This window comes from Myxococcus llanfairpwllgwyngyllgogerychwyrndrobwllllantysiliogogogochensis (assembly GCF_006636215.1).
Classification (GTDB): Bacteria; Myxococcota; Myxococcia; order Myxococcales; family Myxococcaceae; genus Myxococcus; species Myxococcus llanfairpwllgwyngyllgogerychwyrndrobwllllantysiliogogogochensis.
The window spans coordinates 30,843-49,323 of record NZ_VIFM01000060.1; the positions used below are offsets into that span (position 1 = coordinate 30,843).

Below are 18,481 nucleotides of genomic sequence, written 5' to 3' on the forward strand. Positions count from 1 at the left end.
GCCTACCTCGTGCCTTCCGTGTCAGCGCTCACGCGGGCCTTCGGCTTCGCGTCGCCACTGGAGGATTTCTTCTTCGCGGGGACGGCGTACTGGCTCACCTCCACGATGAGGCCCAGCTTGCGCAGGGTGGCGATGGGGAGCAGGGCGTCCTTGTCCCGCACCTTCAGCAGCAGTCCATCCGCGTCCGCGCGTACGAAGGTGACCGAGGGCTGCGTCACCAGTCCGTTCTGCGGCTCAACCAACGTTGCCTTGACCACGTAGCGCCACTGGTCTGGCTGGTGCGCGAAGCCGTCGAAGCTCAGCGTCACGAGCCCGACGTCCACCTTCGTCGCCTTCAAACCGTTGTAGCCAACGTCGGTGGAGGTGTCGTCGATGGGAATCATCCCCGCCGCGATGAGGGAGTAGGGCGGCAGGTTGTCCGGGTGGTGCACCGCCGAGGCGTCACGGGCGAGCCCCGCCAGCAGCCACTCCTGGAGCATGCGCTGGTGCAGCAGGTACGGCCGCTGCCTCTCGTCCACCGTCTTCGTGCCCGCCGCATCGACCTTCCACGGACCGGTGCCCAGCTCGCGCACCAACGGCAGGTCCACGGCCGCGAGCAGGACACCGTCGTTCGCCGACTCCGGCGCGGGAGACACCGGCTGGGTGCAGCCCTGGGACTCGCCCAGCCAGTTCGTCCGCCACAAGGGACGCAGCTCCGTCACCCACAGCCGCGACGCCTCGCGCAGGAAGGACTCGACGTCCGTCTCCAGCACCGGCACGGGTCCACCGGGCGGGTCGTCCAGCACGTAGTCGTCCACCGGTGACACCGGCGAGGAGGGGACGACGGAGCCGCGCAGCAGGGTGACGAACTGCTCCAGGGTGGTGGGCGTGGGCGAGGAGGAGACCACGTTCATGTTCCGCCGCAGCCAGCGCACGAAGTCGCGCACCGCGTTCTCCTCGAGCGGAGGCGGGGGCGGCTGGAGCGCCAGCTCCAGGTGGAAGTCGTCCGTCACACGCGAGGGCGCGGTGGTGTCGTCCTCGGTGCGGCACGGCTCTCCCGGCACGGGGACCGGGTCCGTCAGGCAGTCGCGGTGACGAAGCACCACGTAGACCGTCAGCCGGTTGCCGGAACGCAGGTAGGCATCCACCTCCGTGCCGCGCGCGATGAGCCAGTCGTTGAGCGCGGCGCACTGGGTGGGCGTCACGCGGACCAGTTGTCCTCGCGGTGTCAGCGCCGCTCCAGGGGTGACGCGCACCTCCGGGCCGCGCGTGCCGGTGCCGTGACTCACGGCGAGGCCCCAGGCGGTGCCGTAGCCGAGGAGGTCGCGCGCGAGCCATCTGTCTCGCTCCGACAGGTAGGCGAACTCCTGGGTGAAGTCGTCCACGCCCAGCACCATGCCGAGCACGTAGTTGACGTGTCTGGTCGGGTCGGCCGGCGCGCGCTGCACTGACGTGGAAGTGAAGGTGCTCATTGGATGTCGCTCCCGTGGGTCTCACGGCGCCCGAGCAAGTCCCGCCCCAGGATTCGCCGGTCCGCGGCGTCCTGGGGTGGTCTCGGGGCCAGATGGCTTTCCGCCAGGTATTCGCGTCCGAGCCGCATGGCGGGCATCAGCTCGGGGGCACGGCTGCCCAGATCGACCAGGGTGTCCACGCCCAGGCGGGCTTCGCCGACGCGGAACATGTCCCAGTAGAACTTCACGTCGAACACGGTGTGGGCCGGCTTCTCCACCGCCACCACCCGCATCGCCTGCTCTTGTCGCGCGCGCTGCTCCTGCGCCGCGCTGCCTCGTGGGACGGGCAGCACCACCGTGAAGCGATGGGCCGCCGCACGCACCGGCAGCACCACCGTCTCGAAGTGGTACCAGTCCGACTGCGCCGGACCGTCCCCGGGCAGCGTCACTGGCAACACGGCCTGCGTGAAGTCCGTCAGCGTGGTGCCATGCGCCGCGTTGAGGGCCTGCACCGCCCGATAGCGTCGCGTGAGGAAGTCGAGCCAGCGCGGCGCGCTCGCGGCCGTAGCGGCCGGGATGAAGCCCAGCGCTTCCTGCGTGAAGGCTCGCCACACGGTGGCCACCGCGGCCTGGGTGGGCTCACGCAAGGGGAGCGCATCGGACGCCGCCGTCACACCCGCGTCGGAGAGCGCGGCTTGATAGCGCTCCAGCAGCCTCGCGATGCCCTGGGACGGTTCCCAGCGGCGTGACGTGGCGGCGGGCTGGATGCGGATGCCTCCCGCCTCGGAGGTGTCCGTCGCGAAGAGGAACGGGGTGCGCGCGGTGCGGAAGCGCTCGACGATGCGGTAGCGGGCGCGCGTCGGCTCGGTGTCGTCGGTGAAGATGGACGCGTCAGGGCAGTCGTCCAGGGCCATGCGCAGCGCCATGCGCAGGCCGCGCGGCGTGCCTCGCCACTGGAAGAAGTCCAGCGTGTGACGGAGGAAGAGGCGGCGACGCGTCTCGTCCCAGGCCGGGTCCAGCGCCACGCCGAACCAGGAGGCCAGCCACTCGAGCGCCTCCGGGGGCGCGCTCCTCGCGTCGAAGAGGACCTGTGCGGCGGCGATGCGGTCTTCCAGGGGCGTGAGCAGTCCCTCGGGGTTCGCGAGGAAGCGGTCCAGGAAGCTGGCCGACTCAGGGTCCTGTCGGTACAGGCCCGGGAGGTACTGCTCCGCGTAGGAGAAGCGCGGGTACCACGCTCGCATCGCGTGGATGCGCGGAGTCGCGGCGCCGCCTCCCTGGAGGACCAGCTCCACCTGCGCGAAGCGGCCCCTGGCGCGCTGGAAGAGCACCTCGAAGGTGCCCCGGTGCTCGCCCCGCGCCGTCGTGGTGAAGGGCAGCTCGGAGCCAGCTCCTCGCTTGTAGAGCGCGGGCTCTTCGCTGAAGGGAAGGGCCTCCAGGTCCGAGCGCTCATTGGCCGCGCGACTGCGCACGACGATGCGTGCTCCGGGCGGAAGGGAGCCGTCCAACAGCAGCCGATGCCACACGCAGTCAGGCGTCCGTCCATCGAGCACGGGCGTGCGCAGCGTGCCCTCGGACACGTAGCGCGGGCGTCGCTGCGCCACGAGCGGGATGAACGTGTCCGCGAAGTCGTAGAGGGCCTGCCCGTCCGAGGCGATGAGCGCCTTGCCGCCAAACAACCGCAGCGGCAGGTACTCCGGCTGCGCCACCGCGACGAGGTCACCGCCTTCCGAGGTGTGCAGCTCGAAGGCGAAGGCCTGGTTGCCGTCCCGACCCACCACGACGACGCGGCCCACCGAGCCATCCGACCCGGCCGGAAGCAGTGCCATGTCATGCGCCACCAGGACGTACGACGACGCGGGACTGTTGTCGCCAAGGAGGCCATCGACCTCCAGCGGCACGGGGGCACCTGTCAGGACGCCGTCGCGGTAGACCAGCAGGCGACTGTCCTCGGTGCCCCGGTCCAGCACGAGCACGCGGCCGTCGGGCAGCACCTCCACGGAGATGGGGTCCTGGGCGGCGACGGGCGTCGACGCATCCAGCGTCACCGGCCGTGGGAAGGTGACGGCGGGAATCGTTCGCGTCGGTCCTCCGGCCAGGGGCTGGAAGGCTTCCACCCGTGACGCGGAGAGCACGTCATCCACGCCCGTGCGCACCACGCGGAAGCCCGCGTCCAGTCGCCACAGGCGGCGGTGCTGACGGTCCAGCACCACCACGCCGCCATCGGGAGTGGCCGCCATGTCCCACGGCGCGAAGGGCACACCCGTGGGCCACAGGTGTCGCACCGGAGGGCCGCCCGAGTGCAGGTCGAACACGAGCAGCCCCGCGGGCGCGAGCGTGCCGACGACCAGGTAGTGATGCCCGCTGATGGCCATGGCTCCGAGCAGCTCGGGCGTGGGAAGCGTGGGCGGAATCAGCGGGCCGAAGCCGCCCGTGCCGGAGACGGGTGCGGCCTCGGGCGTGACGGGCCAGAAGTCGCTCGTCTGCCTCGAACCGCTGGAGAGCACCTTCAGCGTGCGCCCGTCGAGAGCCACCCAGTAGACGTTGCCATAGCGGTCCTTCGCGGCGCCGCGCCGGTCCTCCAGCACGGGTGGCACGTCGCGCGGCGCGGCGATGAAGCGGAACAGCTCCGCGCGCAGGGACACCTCCGAGCGCGACGAGTCCCACGCGACGTCCGCGCCCGTGCCGGACGCCTCGCTCCACGCCTCGGAGAGCACGCGGCCCTTCGAGGTGCAGCGACCCCAGTCGTCGCGACCGAGCAGCAGATGAAAGCGAGCGCCGTTGGCATCCATCTATTGGCACTCCTCGGGGACGATGGGCACCGAGACGAACGGCCGCTGCGTCGTCGTGACGGACGTGCCGCGCAGGTCGTCGAGCGAGGGCGCGTCACCCACGGCCACCGAGAGTCCGGCGAGCCGGGGGAGCTGGAGCCCCGTCATCGGTATCTGGTCCTGCTGAGTGCCCGTGGCCAGCCCCAGTCGCACCCCGCGCACCAGCGCCACGCCCGCCACGCGACTGGCCACCGCCGCCAGCTCCAGCGCCACCACCGCCTTGCGCAACGGCCAGCCACGCCGGGCCACGGTGGACAGGTTCGCGCCCGCCAGCGACACCGTCTGCTCCAGCAGCTCCGCGTCCTCGGGCGGCAGGGGCGACAGGAACTCGATGAGGGCCGCCTTCACCGCCTCGCGCACCTGTGCCTGCGAGACTCCCGCCACCACCTCGAGGCCCACCGTCACCCAGACGGGCTTGTACTGGGGGCGGCGCACGAAGACCTCTGTCGTCACCAGTCGACGAGGCGAGAGCCAGCAGGCAATCGCATCGAGGAACGTGTCCGGCCCCTCCGCCTCGCGCGCGTCAGGCTCCGCGCGGGGAATGGCCAACACCGTCACCGCGCCGGGTGCATCCCCTGGCTCGTTGGGTGAGAGGGCGGGGTGGAACGCGGGCAGCACGTCCACTCGGCCCACCGCGACGCCGGGCGTGCGCAGTGTCACCGCCTCGAAGTCCTGCGCCGTCACCAGCCTGTCCCGGTGCTGGAGGAACCGCGAGATGTGCCGCTCTCCTTCGCGCACGCCCTCCGCGTCGGAGCCGCCCCACGTGGGCAGCGGGTTCGCCACCTGGATGCCGGGAGGAAGCGCGGGTCCACTCGCCACCGTGCCCGTGGCTACATTGCCGGCCCGGCCCACGCCGTGGTCATAGTCGGCGCGCAGCGTGGCCCCAAGCGGCGGCCTCGCGCCGTGGGCGCCGTCACCGAAGCGAAGCTCTCCCGCCTCAGCGTCCAGACGGAACACCTTCACGCGTGTCCGCGCGGGGCGCGGCGAGCCGGGCGGCAGGCGCGGGTCCGGCACGGAGACCTCGGGGCCCGCGCTCGTCAGGTCATCGATTTCCTCCCACGTCTCGGTGATTCCATTCACCGTGACGCTCAGCTTCACCGAGCCCGGCAACACAGGCGCGCGCGACAGCTTCAGCGCCTGGTCCGGCTCGCCCGAGCCCGTGGGCAACAGCTCGCTCGTCACGCGCTCGCGCTGGGACACGGGCGCGGCGTTGATGCCGGCCCACAGGAGCTTCGTCGTCACCGGCGCCGAAGCGGTGATGCGCACCCAGGTGATGACGCGCGCTTCCAGTTCCTCGTCATCGAGCGAGGGAGGGAAGTCCCGCGTGCCCGCCTCCAGCGGGTCCAGGTTCGTCCATAGCTCCAGCTCGCCGAGCGTGGAGGGCAGGGGGACGTCCACCACGGAGGGCTCGCCAGGCATCTCCGAGGTGACCAGGGTGCGCCAGCTCGCGTTGCGCAGCGCCGGGTCCTCCGGGAGCTTGCCGTCCACGGGCAAGCGGGGAAGCTGGAACTGGAGCACCGCCGAGCCCACGGGCCGCGCCTGTCCATTGGGCACCAGGTCTCGTCCCTCGGAGCCACCGGCGGGCGCGAGTCCCACTGTCAGCACCTTGCCCTTCAACTCCTCTCTCGCCCGTGTCAGCGCATCGGGGAGTTTCCGGTCCGCGGGCCGCAGCAGCAGCGCCACCCACAGCGCCTTGTCCAGCGTCTCGGTGTTGAGGTCCAACGGCTCCGTGCCGCGCGGAGAGAAGGGCGTCGTCTCGTAGAACTGGAGTTCGTTGAGCGGCGCGGGCGGCGGCGCGGTGGCGGTGAAGGAGGCGTAGAGCTCCTGGTAGTACTCCTTCACCCGCTCCTCGGGCGCGACGCTCCGCTTGTAGAAGCACGCCGCCTCCACGGGAAGCACGTCCAGGCCGCGCTCGGCGCGGAAGGGCACCTGGCCGGCGCGGACCTCCACGCCCTCCGTCAGCGTGAGTGCCTGGGGCGGACCGCCGCGCTCGTTGCGGAAGGCGACGAGCCCGCGCGCGGACGCGGCCGGCAGCAACGGCACGCCGAGCAGTTGGAGGAACTTGAGCCGGTTGCGCTCCGGAATCTGGTTGGCGCGGTACAGCAGGCTCTCCGTCAGGAAGGCGAAGAGCTCCAGCAGCGTGACGCCCGGGTCGGACTTGTTGAAGTTGGTCCACTCGGGGTTGTGGATGGGGATGCGTGCCAGCGCCTCGTCGAGGAGCTGCTGGTACTTGCGGTCATCGATGGGCGGGAGGGTGAGTGGCACGATGTCGTTACCCCGCGAGCGTGACGCTCAGGTTGAGCCGCTCTCGTGCGCCGGTGGCCACGAGCTTGTAGGTGATGGTCGCGGTGGCGGCCCGAGCGTCCTGTGGGTCCGCGTCCACGCTGACCGACTCCACCGCGATGCGGGGCTCCCACTGCGCCAGGGCCCGGTTGATGCGATCGGCGATTTGATGCCGTGTCGTGACGGTGTTCGGCTCGAACAGGAAGCGCCCGAGCCCCGCGCCGAACTCCGGCAGCATCAGCCGCTCGCGTTGCTCGGTGGCGAGGATGATTTGAATGGCTTCACGCACGTTGCGCTCACCCTCGGACCACTGCATGCGCCCATCCGGGCCCACGCGTGGGGGGAAGCCGAGGCCGCGTCCAATGAGTTTTCCGGCGTCCATGGACTCACCCCACCCTGGGCTTGGGCAGACAGATTTTCAGGAAGGGCATCCACCAGAAGATGATGTTGAGCAGGCTGAAGAAGATCATCAGGACGATGAACGCGCAGAGCGTGATGATGGGAATGGAGAACATGCACAGCTCTCCCAGGTCGAAGCTCAGCCCGTCGTCGAGTTCCCCCTTCATCGTCTTCTCCAACCCCGCCACCCGAGACATCTGCTTGCGCAGCCCCTTCGACAGCGTGAAGCCGACGTTCTTCTTGAACTTGCGCAGCCCCCGGATGCTGGTGTCCAACGGCAGCTCGATGCGCACCGGTCGCGCGGGCGCGTCCGAATCAAAGAACGGCGCCAGGGTGAAACCCTTCGATGGCGCGCTGACGATGGGCGGGCACAGCGCGCCGCACGCCGGCTTCAAATACACGCACCGCAGCACGTAGAGCGCCTTGCCCGGCTCCTCCAGCTTGGACACCGGCTCCGGCTCCGAGGGCAGCGAGTACACCCCCGCGACCACCGCCGAGCCCAACGCCGAGCGCAGCGCCGCCACCGTCACCTCGGTGCACAGCCGCAGGTTGTAATCGAGCCCGCCCGTGCCGCCGTTGAGGATGGCCGTGCGCTGCTGCATCGCCTTGCGCAGCGCCTGCTGCCACGTATCCCCGGAGCTGCCCTCCACGCGGTGGCTGCCTGTCAGCAACAGGAACAGCGTGCGCAGGGGAGAACCCGCCGCGGGCGTGGGGCCTGGTGACGCCTTGTCCAGGAGCGTCCACAGCGCGGGGAGGCGCTCCTCCAGGAAGGTGGCGAAGTCCACGAGCAGGAAGCGCGTCACTTCCTTCTGGACGGCCACCGCCTCGCTCGTCGCCTTCGTGTACGCGAGGAGCTGCTCGAAGGGCGCGACCACCTGCCCCTCGGCCTCGTCCGCCAGCATCTTGTCCGGGTCCAACCCCGTGCTCGGGTCGTCGTCCTGGAAGGCCGCCGCGGACTCGAAGGTGTCGCGACTGGAGGTGGGCACCAGCCCCACGAGCATCCGTCGCCGTTTCCCCTCGGAGGCGAAGTTCATCGGGAAGAGGGGCAAGAGCTCCTCGCCCTTCGCCAGCGCGCCTGTCTCCGCCGTGCTCAGCTCCTTCCAGATGCGCCGCTTGTCGGCGGGACTGCCGGGCGAGGCCGGCACCCATGCGCCTTCCTTGCCGCCGCCCAGGGAGCGACGCAGGACGAACGCGGCCTTCTCTCCGCTCGCGGTGTCCACGACGTGGTCCGGCAGGCCCGGCAGTCGACACACGAGGCTCGTGGCCACCAGATAGAAGCGCCCGTGCGCCGGCTGGTACAGCTTGGGCGGAGTGTTGACCTCGTCGTCCGGAGGCTCGCCCGGCATGCGCTCGCGGTGGCTTTTGAAGCGCGTCACCAACAGGTCCGTCAGGTCCGGCCGCGTGGGCGCCTGGAGTCGCTCCGCCAGCTCCTCCATGAAGCGGTCCGAGTCGAACTGGAGGATGCCGGGCGCCTGGAGTCGCGCCAGCTTGTCGGGCGCGGGGCCCCACAGCGGCGAGGCCGTCACCCACTGCACCGGATGGGGAAGGGTTGTCGCCATCACCACACGTTCCCCGCGCCCGGCGTATACGAGGCGCTGACCACGCTGTTAGTGATGACCGTGTCCGCCTGCACCACGCCGCTGAACTTGGACATGCCCGCGTTGACGGTGAGCATCCCGGCCGAAATCTCCGCGGTGCTCGCGTTGATGGTGACCTTGGCCGCGGCATTCACGGTGATGCCGCTGGGCTCCATCTTCAGCGAGTTGCCGTTGCTGTCCTTCGCCTCGATGGAGCCGGGCCCGTCCTTGAGCGTCACCGTCTGACCGGCGGGCGTCTCCAGCGTGAGCGTCTCCTGTCCGTCCGTGTCGTCGAGCGTGATGACGATGCCGTTGCGTGAGCGCAGCACCTTCTTCGCGTTGCGGCCCGCGCCGTCCATGGACTCCGGCGGCGTGTCCTTCCCGTTCCACAACGCGCCGACGACATAGGGCCGCCGAGCGTCGCCCGCCTCGAAGCCGACGAGCACCTCGTCATCCACGTCCGGAACGAACCAGGAGCCGCGATTCTTGCCGCCCATCAGCGTGGCCAGCCGTGCCCACGCCTCATAGCGTCCGCCGCCCGCCGCGTCGGCGGCCCATGGCAGCAGCACCTTCACCCGACCCTGGCTGTCCGGGTCCTTGAGGTCCGTGACTCGCGCTGGATACAGGCCGTAGAAGCGGCCACCCAGGCCGTCCGCGACGCGCTCGTCCAACACCTGTTCCCACGCCGCGTCCGCGCTCATGACGCCTTCCCCAGTCCCACGCGCTCCGCCACCAGCTCCGTGCGAAGGCCGCGCGCGCCGTCGAACAGGTGCTTCACCTCGGCCAGGTGGTACTTGCCGCTGAACAGCGGCCCCAGGCCCGTCAGCTCCACGCGCGCCCCCACGCGCAGCTTCGCGTCTGTCTGCGCCGTGCCACGTCCCACCACGAAGCGCCGCGCCTGTTGTCGGAAGTGCGCGTCCGCGCGCGCCTGCGCCTCCGGGACACTCATGGGTGCCGCGTGCACCACGGCTTCCTTGCGCTCCGCCAGCTTCGAGGCCAGCAGGCTCGCCCCGCTCTCGTCCTTCTCCAGCTCCGCGCCCAGCACCGAAGGGCCGGCCTCACACGCAATCGCGTCCTTCTCCGCCACGTTCCACCCGCCCACCGTCACCGAGGAGCGCTGACCCGCCAGGTCCGCCAGCACCGTGAAGGACATCAGCTCGTTGCCACGTCCCAGCTTCAGGGGCTGGCCACTGGAGCGGCTTGCGCGCGCCTTCGCCTTCAGCGTGCGGCCCTCCACCCACAGCTCCGCGCCCAGCGCACGGCAGCGCTCGCGCAGGAAGGCGAGGTCGCTCTGGTTCACCTGGGCCAGCACGGGGTGCTTGGGCCCTGGGACCTCCACCTCGGCCGTCAGGCCATGTTTGCCCGCGAGCTGGCGCAGGACGTCCTCGTCCGTCGCGTTCTCGTACGTCGCCGTCCGCCGCGTCATCCGCAGGTCCTGGAGGCGGTCCTCGGCCAGCACCGTGAGGGTAGGGGAGGCGCTCTCCGGGAAGCCGGCCTCCAGGCCGGTGATGCGCCCCTCGAAGAGGACATCCTGGGTGCCCAGCCGCACCTCGAAAGGCTTGCCGAAGTCGAGCACCGAGCGGTCGAAGTAGAGAAACCCCGTCTCGCCATCCTTCGGGCCCCAGTTGCCGAACGTCGCCTCGCACCGGTACAGCCCTTGCGCCGTCTCGACGATGCACAGCTCCAGCAGCCCACTGGCGAGCGTGGGGTGCTCGCGACCGTCCACCCGCAGCGTGGGGCGGGAGGCGCGCAGCTTGGAGTCATTGCTGGTTCCGTCGGCCATGGCGCTCTCCGACTCAGTGCGCGCGCACGCGCGCGTGCCTCTCGCGATGGAGGACCTGGGCGCGTTCCTGCTCGTGCGCCTTCTGCACCGCTGACGCGCCACCTTCCGCCGAGCCCCCGGCCCCGCCCCCTGACGGCGTGGACGCCACTGGCGGCGCGCTCACCACTTCCATCTCGTTGATGACCACGGCCATGCACGCCCCCCTACCGCCTGACTCCGATGTTGACGCCCGCCTGCAAGTCGATGAGCTGCCCCGGGGCCAGTCGCCTCGGGTTCTCGATTCCGTTCGCGGAGGCGATGCCCTGCCAGCTCGCGCCCTTGCCCTCGTTCGACGCGAGCCCCTGCACCGTCGAGCCCTCCGGCGCGGACTTCATGGGCGCCTCTCCCGCGCCTTTGCCGCTGGGGTTCGGACTGGCTCCCGCGGGAGGCTGCGTGGGCGCGAAGACGAAGGCGGTGATCTTCTGCTGCGACAGGCTGAAGCTGACGCTGGCGCGCAGGGGCAGGCCCTCGGCGGAGAACAGCTCCAGCGACTCCTCCATCGACTCCATGATTCCGTCGAACTGGAAGCTGCCCCACAGGAAGCGCACGGCGGGCGGGACGAACTTGTCGCCCTCCTTCTTCGGAGTGATGAAGAAGGCCACCTTCGCGGTGAGCTTGCGCACGTCCTCCACCGCGTCCGAGGCGCCCTCCGGCTGGCCCGTGACGTCGAACCACAACTGCACGCTCAGCTTGGTGGTGCCCGCGCCGACGAACTGCTGCGCGGGTGTGCCGCGCTGGTCTCCGCCTCCAGAGGGCTGCTGCACCTGGTTGGCGTAGGCGACCTTCAGCGTCTCCGGGTTGAACTGCACCACGGTGGACGTGGTCTGCTCGTCAATCGGGTGCTCGAAGTTGGAGTCGAGCTGGAGCAGCTTCGCCTTCGCGAGCGGCGTGGCGTCGTCGGACATGGCTCAGGCGCCTCCGGCTTTGCGGGTGAGGGACTCGTAGGCGATTTGAAGCTCCTCGATGGCCACCATGCCGTCCTTCGCGTTGAGCGGAGGGGCCTTGAGCTTCACAGGCAGGCAGCGCGACAGGACGAAGCGCGCGCGCTCCTTCCGTTCGAGCCCGGGACCGAACATCACCACCTCCGCGCTCGCGCGCAGGCGGGGACGGGTCCTCATGATTTCGAACCACCGCCACAGGTCTTCGTTGGCGCTCATGCCGCGCTTGAGCGTGAGCTGGCCGAAGCTGTGCGCGCCGGTGAGGCGAATCTGCCGGCCGTTGTTGCCGCCCTCGCGGATGGTCTTCACGTCCATCGTCATCTCCAGGCCGTCGCATTCGGAGAACGCGGCGAAGCACGCGGTGGGCGCGAGGTCCGGGATGTCGATCTCCACCGCGAAGGCGAAGGCGATGAAGGGGTCGATGACCGTCTCGTCCTCGGTCGTGGCCATGGCCTAGCGCGCCTCCGTGACGAGCCCGCGGTCGCCGCTCTGGACGAGCCGCACGTTGAGGAAGGTGAGCGGTTGGGAAGGGGCCACGCGCAGGTCCACGTAGAAGCGCCCCTGTTCGACGAGGCTGGGCGTGTTCAGCTCGGAGCCCGTCACCACCTGGAAGGCGCCTTCGCGCGTCTTGCCGGCGAAGGCGCCCCGGACGAAGAGGTCTCCGAGCAGTGACTCGAAGCCGCGCTGCACCCGGCGGCGGAAGCTGGCGTCGTTGGGCTCGAAGACGTAGGTCGCGCCCAGGCGCAGCGCCGCGCGTCGCAGCAGGGACAGCAGCCGCCGGACGTGGATGGGCCGCAGCTCCGGGTCCGTGGCCAGCGTGTCCGCGGACAGCGTGAGGAAGGCGCGCGGCTCCTGGCGCACGACGTTGACCTGCGCTTCCTGGAGGTCCAGCCACCAGTCGCGGCCCAACGCCGGACTCAGCGCCACCACCCCCGTCCAGGGCTCGTTCGCGGGAGCCACCCATGCGCCTCGCTCCAGCGCGCGCCGGGCGAGCACTCCGCACGCGTTGCCGTCCGGAGGCATGCGCCGGGGCTCCGCGGGTTTGTTCTCCTCGGAGACGAAGGTCCACGGGTGATAGAGCGCGCCGTGCGACAGCGCCGCGTCCTCCGCGAAGCCAATCGGAGGCACGCCGTCCTCTTCCGCGCCCAGGGGCGACTGGAGCGTCCCCGCGTGCGCGAGCGCGTCCTCCTCGCGGTAGTGCTCGGGCAGCGACAGCACTGCCAGCAGGTCTCCGCGAGCCCGCGCCATGCGCACCAGCGCGCGCTGCACCGCGAGCAGCGGCCCCACGTCGTAGGACGAAGCAGGCAGCAGCTGCCATCGCGCGGGAGGCGACACGCTGACAGCCATGCCCGGAGTCCAGGGCCCGGTGATGCCCGCCCGTTCAGCGCGGACGCGATGGTAGCGAGTGCCCGGCGTGCGCCCGTACAGCGTGCGCGTGGTGAGCGGCCCCCGGTACAGCACGGCCGCGTCGCTGAAGTCCGGGCGCAGCGCCTCCTCCAGCACATACTCGATTCCCGTTCCGGGCAGCGTGGCCCAGGTCAGCGTGAAAGGCTGACTTGAGGTGGGCTCCGGTGGTGAGGCGACCAGTGGCGCGGGCGCTGGCGGCGGCTCGTGCGCGCAATCGAGGAACGTCCCCCAATCGGGCTCGGGCAGCGGCTCGTTTGGCGCGGGCGGCGGGACGGAGGGCCTGCCCGTGAGCACCCAGGCGCGATGGATGGCATCCGGCGCGGCCACCAACGTCGCGTCCAGTCGGTCCATGACGGCGTGGAGGCCCTTGAGCGAGCGCGGGCGGCTGCTCTGGTAGCGCAGGAAGTCCGCCTGGGCCGGCAGTGCTTCGATGCTCACCGACTTCAGGTCCGCATCCAGGAAGAGGTCCGCGTCGAAGGACGCAAGTCCGTCACGCGTCAGCGAGTCCCCGGCGGGTGGCGTGCAGCCCACGTAGGCGGTGGGCGAGTCCGACAGTCCGAGGGGAATGGAGAACGCCTCACCCCGCGCTCCCGGGCCGGCAAGGGGGAAGCGGCTGCTGGGGATGCCCTGGCGCCAGTCGCTCGGCAGCCGCTCTTCGGGAAGCCGCGAGGGAAGCGTCTCCGCGTCCTCGAAGCGAGCCCGCTCGGTGTCCGTGGGCAGCGCGGCCCAGTGGCGCGGATGGCTCGGGCACAAGCCGAGCCGCTCGAGCTGCGCGGGCTGCTCCGCGCTCCGGCGGGTCCACAGGCCCAGCGTCAATCGCTCGCACCAGGCTGGCGCCGAGCTCACGGCACCGGGCGTGGACGTCAGCACGCGAGAGGCGACGCCGGAGACCTGCACCGCTCCCGCGCCCACCTGTCCCAGCATGACGGACTCCACCAGGAGCCAGTGCTCGCCCAGCGACGCCTCCATCAACCGCAGCACCGCACCCGGAGGCGGCGCGCCCTCCGGAGTCACGCTCAACGTGAGGGTGAGCACACGGGGCGCATCGCCCGGGCCCGGGTCCGTCATCGCCGTCACCCCGAGCGTGGCGACCTCCCCTTCGCCTCGGGTCCACGACGCGGTGGGCAGCGACGTCGGCGCCACGCTCGATTCGAGCCACCGGGCCTTCTTCGTGCGCACGCGCACCGTCACGCGTCGAGGCGCGGGCCCCGAGTAGGACGGCGCCGCCTCCTGGCCCACGGCTTCCACCGCCTCCACGGGCACGAGCAGCGCGCAAGCGGTGCCATCGAAGCCCACGCGCAGCAGGTCTCCCACGGCCACGCCACCCGAGGCCGTCACGACGAGCGTCGCGTCGCCGCCCCCCATGGTGCTCCAGTCCACCAGGTCCACCAGCTCGCGATGGATGGATGCCGCCACGCGCACCGGGTCCGACCAGCTCCCTTCCGAGCGCGCCCGGGCCACGGCCGTGGACACCGCTCCACCTTCCGAGCAACGCAGCAGCCCGGGGACAGGGAAGGTGTTGGACTTCGCGTCGGGCCCCGCCACGCGGACGACCCAGCAGCGGCGTCCCCCGTTGCGGAAGAAGGCGCGCACCGCCGAGGCCAGGTGCCCCTGCACGGGCTCTCCGCGCTCGGCGTCCCATGCGAGCAGCGGGGCCTCGCCGAACACCGCCTCGAAGTCCGCCACGTCCTCCACCGCCACCGGCACGTGCAGGGGACCGGAGGAGGCGAAGCCCACGAACGCGCCCACGTCCATCCGGGGCAACACGTCCACGACGGACGGTGCCTGGATTTCGAAGCGCAAGCCGGGGAGGCGTCTGGCGGCGGGGCGGCTCACGTCACTCCATCTCCAGGCGCTCGTACGCGATGGTGAGCTCCTCGATGGCCACGTCCGTCCCCTTCGCGTTGAAGGGGCCGCTGACGTGCTTGATGATGCGCGCGCGCAACAGCTTCCACGTCTGCACCACCGCGGTGTGGTCCTCGTTCTGGAGCTGGATGGTGACGGTGCGCAGCGCGTTGGACTCGCCGTTGCGCAGTTGGTCCAACCACTTGTAGAGGCTGAGCGAGCCAATCACCCCGCGCTTCATGGTGACGTCCGTCGCCTTGTTCAGGCCGGTGATTTTCCGGACGCTGTTCTCCTTCTCGTTGCCGTTGCGGTACTCCGCGACGGTGACCTCCATGCCCACGTTGGAGATCTCCTGGAAACCCGCGTCCGGCCCTTCGGTGCCGTTGCCGGCGCCCAGGTCGACCAGGAAGTTGAACTGCACATAGGGGCGATCACGAAAGACAGCCATGGGTGGTCTCCAGAGGGATTACTTCCGGTCGCCGGTCCACTGACCGATGCGGAAGATGACGAACTCGGCCGGGCGCAGCGGCGCCACGCCGATGAGGCAGACCAGCCGACCGTTATCCAGGTCGTTCTGGCTCATGGTGCTGCGGTCGCACTTCACGAAGTACGCCTTCTCCGGCTTCTCTCCGAGCAGCGCGCCCTGCTGCCACTCATTGAGCATGAAGTCTTCAATGGTGCGCCGCACGTTGGCCCAGAGTTGCTCGCCGTTCGGTTCGAACACCGCCCACTGGGTCCCCTTGTCGATGGAGCGCTCCAGGTAGGCGAAGTAGCGCCGCAGGTTGACGTACTTCCACTCCGGGTCCGACGCCGTCGTGCGCGCGCCCCACAGCCGGTTGCCGCGCCCCTCGAAGTAGCGGAACGCGTTGATGCCCTCCGGATTGAGTACTTCCTGCTGCGCCTTGCTCAGGTTCGTCTCGAAGCCGAGCGCCAGGTTCACCACTTCGTTGGCAGGGGCCTTGTAGACGGCGCGGTTGACGTCGTTGCGCGCGTAGATGCCCGCCACGAAGCCGCTGGGCGGCAGGAAGATGGGCTGGCGCGTGACGGGGTCCAGCACCTTCACCCACGGGTAGTAGAGCGCCGCGTAGCTGGTGTCGATTTTCGCGCGCAGCGCCCGCACCTGTCCCAGCGTCTGGCCATTGCCGCTGTCCAGCACGGCGATGCGGTACTTCATCCGCTGCGCGTGGGAGATGAGCAGGTTGATGATGGTGGCGGCGTTGGCGCCGTAGCCGTTCTCGTAGCCGAACGTGGAGCCCGGCGCGGCGACGATGGAGATGTCCTCCAGGTCCTCGAAGTGGAACAGGCCCGTCTTGCGCGTCGTGTTGGGGACCTGCTGGCCCTTGTAGTCGTCGGCGGTGGGGCGCATGCCGTCGCTGCCGCCCTTGAGCAGCACCTCCAGCGAGCGCTGCGACTCGGGCGAGTCCGGGTCCTCCAGCGCGGAGTCCAGCGGCGGGCTCATGATGGGGCTGGCGAGGCTGGCATCCAGGAAGGCGCCGAGCACCTCCACGCCGTCATCCAGGTTCTGCGTGGAGACGATGATGGGGACGTCGCGGTTCTTCGCCGGCTCGTCCGCGTCGTAGGCGAAGCGCGCGGACAGCGAGTCCGCCGCGCCGCTGCGCGTGTGTCCGGGGTCCAGGGCCAGCCCGTCCCAGGTCTGCGCGGAGGCCGGGTCATCCATGGGGATGACCGTCACGGCGACGGTGACGACGCGAATCTCGAAGCCCGCGTTTTCTTGAAGCGACGCGAGGAAGAGGGGGCTGCCGGCGCCTCCGGTGAACTTCCAGTCCTGCACGTCCTCGTCCCACGTGGCCAGGTAGAACTCGCCGGTGCCCACGGGGCTGGAGATGGGGGACTGGATGTCGCGGATGAGCACGACGTCGCGCGCCAGGAGCGCGCCTACGCGGGGCGTGCCGTCCTCGAACGAGAGGACGTTCTGGCCCACGCGCAGGGAGAAGCGCACGCGCAGGTTGCCGGCCGAGCCCGGAAAGCGCGCCGTCAGCGACAGCGTGTCCGTCTTGGGGTTCGCGCTCGCATCCAGGAGCGCGCGGGCGTGGCCGTCGTTGTACTCGTTGGAGACGGCGGTGCCGGTGCCCAGGTCGATGGTGGTGTCCAGGCCCGTGTAGAGCGCGTCGTCCGGACGGCGGAAGGCGCGGCTGATGTAGAGCCGCTTGCCGCCCTCCTCGAAGAAGGCGCGCGCCGCGTGCCACGTGTAGTTGTGCAGCGTGACGTCGTCGGTGAAGGCGAGCTGTCGGCGGTTGCCGTGGATGCGCTCGAACTCCACCACGCTGGTGATGAGCTCGGGCTCCAGCTCCACGGGCCCGTAGCGGGTGGGGCCGATGAAGCCGGTGGTGGTGGTGCTCACGCCCTCGATGGACTTCGAGCGGAAGCTGGTCTCTTCGACGAATACACCGGGAGCGAGATATTCAGGCATCGGTCATTTCCTAGGGAGGTGAACCCGTGGGGGTGATCCACAGCCGGGAGGCAGGCGCATCCTGGGTGCGCAGGACGAGCTCCTGGCCGTAGCGCAGCGTTGGCTCGAGCAGCGCCTGGGGGCTGCCCGTGTCCGCCCACACCCCCGCCGGGGGTTGGGACAGCGTGGTGCACACGTCCGGCAGCGCCGTCCCGGGTGCGCGGTAGTCGTGACGGACGCGAAGCTGGAGCAGCCAGGTCTGCTCCAAGAGCGGAAGCCCCGGAGGCAGGCTGGATGCGTCCACGGGCGAGCCGGGAGCGAAGTCCACGGGAGCCGGGTACGGGAAGAACAGCGCGAGCCGTCCGCGCTCATCCGTCATGCCGCGCGCGGTGATGCCCCCCGTGGGCGTGACTTCCACCAACGCCCAGGAGGCGGGGGCTTTCGCCTTCGTGTCCCACAGCTCCGCGCGCACCACGGCCATGGGCACGGCGCTCTGCCGCGTGGGCGCGGAGAAGAGCGGCACGGAGGGAGACGGTGGCGACAGCGGCGAGGGGGGAGAGTTAACGCAGTCGAGGGCGAAGAGGCCCCGATGTGGAAGCGCCGCGCGGAAGGCGCACGACACGAAGCGGTTCAAGGTGTCATGCACTTCGATGGTGTAGGGACGTCGCGAGGGCAGGGCGGCCCACCACGCGTCGTCGCCGGCGTGCTCGCCTCCGAACTCCAAGTCTCGCAAGCCGGGGAGATTCATCAGCAGGTGGAGGCCCGAGCGGTTGACCACGGATTCGCGGCGCAACGCGGGCTGTCCTTCGGGGAACGCGCTGACGCGCAGTCCTTCGCCGACCGATGCACCCGTGGCCTCGTCGCGGAAGCGGATGCCGAGCGGGGCCACGCGCGACACGTGCTCGAGGACGTGGATGGCGGGCCTCATCGCTCGGTCACCTTTCCGGGCGACATCACGCGCGTCTGGGCGGGGCCGGCTTCCTCGTCGGCGATGGCGGATTCGATGCCGACCATGCGCGCGATGTACGAGGCGGAGACCTGGATGTTCGGCTTGCCGGGCTCCCAGACGTTGAGCATGTCCTGGATGGAGAGCGGCTCGTAGACGACGGTGACTGTTTCATCCGGGAGGAAGGTGTCTGTCTCGGGAGTGCCGTAGTGATTGAGGAAGCTGGCGGTGAGGGTGGGGGTGTCCTCGAGCTGGCGCATGGCCCAGCCGAGGAGCCGGTGTTGCTTGGCGGCGGACTTCGCCCAGGGCGTCAGCAGGTAGTAGAGGTCGACGGGGAGGGGGCGGCGCGTGCGGCGTCCCTGCGAGTCGAGTCGACCGGGAAGGTTGCGGCGCGTGGTGCTGGGGGTGACGCGGAAGAGGAAGAGGGAGATGCCCTCGTCCATGGGGGCCTTGAAGTCGGAGGCCTGGTAGAGGCGGAACTTCGCGCCCTCGAACTCAGGCTTCGGACACGCCTGTTCGAGCAGGGCCAGAAGGGCTTGTCCCACCGCAGGTATCGCCGCGTACGTCGCCACCGAGCTGTGCCCCCAGCGCTGACA

Annotated in this window: 15 protein-coding genes; all 15 read right to left on the reverse strand. The window is 70.2% G+C overall.

The features are described from left to right. Positions 1–2: 2 nt before the first annotated feature. Complete coding sequence (locus tag FJV41_RS17215; protein ID WP_141643587.1) at positions 3–1,451, reverse strand: hypothetical protein; 1,449 nt, start codon at positions 1,449–1,451, stop codon at positions 3–5. Then, entirely contained in the window at positions 1,448–4,219 is a 2,772-nt protein-coding gene (locus FJV41_RS17220; RefSeq protein WP_141643588.1) for a phage tail protein, read from the reverse strand. The genes FJV41_RS17215 and FJV41_RS17220 overlap by 4 nt, the downstream gene beginning before the upstream one ends. Beyond that, a complete protein-coding gene (locus FJV41_RS17225) occupies positions 4,220–6,523 on the reverse strand; it encodes a baseplate J/gp47 family protein (RefSeq protein ID WP_141643589.1) in 2,304 nt (767 codons plus the stop codon). A 7-nt stretch (positions 6,524–6,530) separates the two neighbouring features. Then, positions 6,531–6,923 (reverse strand): GPW/gp25 family protein, encoded by a 393-nt coding sequence (locus tag FJV41_RS17230; RefSeq protein ID WP_141643590.1) that lies wholly within the window; start codon positions 6,921–6,923, stop codon positions 6,531–6,533. 4 nt (positions 6,924–6,927) lie between these two features. Next, positions 6,928–8,499 carry a hypothetical protein gene (locus tag FJV41_RS17235; RefSeq protein ID WP_141643591.1) on the reverse strand — a complete coding sequence of 524 codons (1,572 nt, stop codon included), beginning with the start codon at positions 8,497–8,499 and terminating at the stop codon, positions 6,928–6,930. After that, the gene (locus tag FJV41_RS17240) at positions 8,499–9,218 is read right to left on the reverse strand and encodes a phage baseplate assembly protein V (RefSeq protein ID WP_141643592.1); all 720 of its coding nucleotides are present in this window, start codon (positions 9,216–9,218) and stop codon (positions 8,499–8,501) included. The genes FJV41_RS17235 and FJV41_RS17240 overlap by 1 nt, the downstream gene beginning before the upstream one ends. Beyond that, complete coding sequence (locus tag FJV41_RS17245; protein WP_141643593.1) at positions 9,215–10,300, reverse strand: phage late control D family protein; 1,086 nt, start codon at positions 10,298–10,300, stop codon at positions 9,215–9,217. The genes FJV41_RS17240 and FJV41_RS17245 overlap by 4 nt, the downstream gene beginning before the upstream one ends. Before the next feature lie 13 nt (positions 10,301–10,313). Beyond that, a complete protein-coding gene (locus FJV41_RS17250) occupies positions 10,314–10,493 on the reverse strand; it encodes a hypothetical protein (protein ID WP_141643594.1) in 180 nt (59 codons plus the stop codon). Between the two features lie 10 nt (positions 10,494–10,503). Further along, positions 10,504–11,244, reverse strand: coding sequence for a CIS tube protein (locus tag FJV41_RS17255; RefSeq protein WP_141643595.1), 741 nt, complete (start codon positions 11,242–11,244; stop codon positions 10,504–10,506). A 3-nt stretch (positions 11,245–11,247) separates the two neighbouring features. After that, positions 11,248–11,727, reverse strand: coding sequence for a phage tail protein (locus FJV41_RS17260; RefSeq protein WP_141643596.1), 480 nt, complete (start codon positions 11,725–11,727; stop codon positions 11,248–11,250). A gap of 3 nt (positions 11,728–11,730) precedes the next feature. After that, a complete protein-coding gene (locus FJV41_RS17265; RefSeq protein ID WP_141643597.1) occupies positions 11,731–14,520 on the reverse strand; it encodes a hypothetical protein in 2,790 nt (929 codons plus the stop codon). 1 nt (position 14,521) lies between these two features. Continuing rightward, a complete protein-coding gene (locus FJV41_RS17270) occupies positions 14,522–14,977 on the reverse strand; it encodes a phage tail protein (RefSeq protein WP_141643598.1) in 456 nt (151 codons plus the stop codon). A gap of 18 nt (positions 14,978–14,995) precedes the next feature. Beyond that, positions 14,996–16,960, reverse strand: a complete 1,965-nt coding sequence (locus tag FJV41_RS53700) for a phage tail sheath subtilisin-like domain-containing protein (RefSeq protein ID WP_141643599.1) — start codon at positions 16,958–16,960, stop codon at positions 14,996–14,998. Positions 16,961–16,970: 10 nt separating this feature from the next. Continuing rightward, positions 16,971–17,867: a hypothetical protein gene (locus FJV41_RS17280; RefSeq protein ID WP_141643600.1), complete on the reverse strand. Its 897-nt coding sequence runs from the start codon at positions 17,865–17,867 to the stop codon at positions 16,971–16,973. Continuing rightward, positions 17,864–18,481 (reverse strand): Pvc16 family protein (locus tag FJV41_RS17285; RefSeq protein ID WP_141643601.1); only part of this gene is annotated, 618 nt, incomplete at its 5' end. The genes FJV41_RS17280 and FJV41_RS17285, both read right to left, overlap by 4 nt.

What these genes read in the sequence shown, in the direction of transcription:
- FJV41_RS17215 (WP_141643587.1), bottom strand. Translation starts at nt 1,451, where the DNA reads ATGAGCACCTTCACTTCCACGTCAGTGCAGCGCGCGCCGGCCGACCCG.
- FJV41_RS17220 (WP_141643588.1), bottom strand. Translation starts at nt 4,219, where the DNA reads ATGGATGCCAACGGCGCTCGCTTTCATCTGCTGCTCGGTCGCGACGAC.
- FJV41_RS17230 (WP_141643590.1), bottom strand. Translation starts at nt 6,923, where the DNA reads ATGGACGCCGGAAAACTCATTGGACGCGGCCTCGGCTTCCCCCCACGC.
- FJV41_RS17235 (WP_141643591.1), bottom strand. Translation starts at nt 8,499, where the DNA reads ATGGCGACAACCCTTCCCCATCCGGTGCAGTGGGTGACGGCCTCGCCG.
- FJV41_RS17240 (WP_141643592.1), bottom strand. Translation starts at nt 9,218, where the DNA reads ATGAGCGCGGACGCGGCGTGGGAACAGGTGTTGGACGAGCGCGTCGCG.
- FJV41_RS17245 (WP_141643593.1), bottom strand. Translation starts at nt 10,300, where the DNA reads ATGGCCGACGGAACCAGCAATGACTCCAAGCTGCGCGCCTCCCGCCCC.
- FJV41_RS17250 (WP_141643594.1), bottom strand. Translation starts at nt 10,493, where the DNA reads ATGGCCGTGGTCATCAACGAGATGGAAGTGGTGAGCGCGCCGCCAGTG.
- FJV41_RS17255 (WP_141643595.1), bottom strand. Translation starts at nt 11,244, where the DNA reads ATGTCCGACGACGCCACGCCGCTCGCGAAGGCGAAGCTGCTCCAGCTC.
- FJV41_RS17260 (WP_141643596.1), bottom strand. Translation starts at nt 11,727, where the DNA reads ATGGCCACGACCGAGGACGAGACGGTCATCGACCCCTTCATCGCCTTC.
- FJV41_RS17270 (WP_141643598.1), bottom strand. Translation starts at nt 14,977, where the DNA reads ATGGCTGTCTTTCGTGATCGCCCCTATGTGCAGTTCAACTTCCTGGTC.
- FJV41_RS53700 (WP_141643599.1), bottom strand. Translation starts at nt 16,960, where the DNA reads ATGCCTGAATATCTCGCTCCCGGTGTATTCGTCGAAGAGACCAGCTTC.
- FJV41_RS17280 (WP_141643600.1), bottom strand. Translation starts at nt 17,867, where the DNA reads ATGAGGCCCGCCATCCACGTCCTCGAGCACGTGTCGCGCGTGGCCCCG.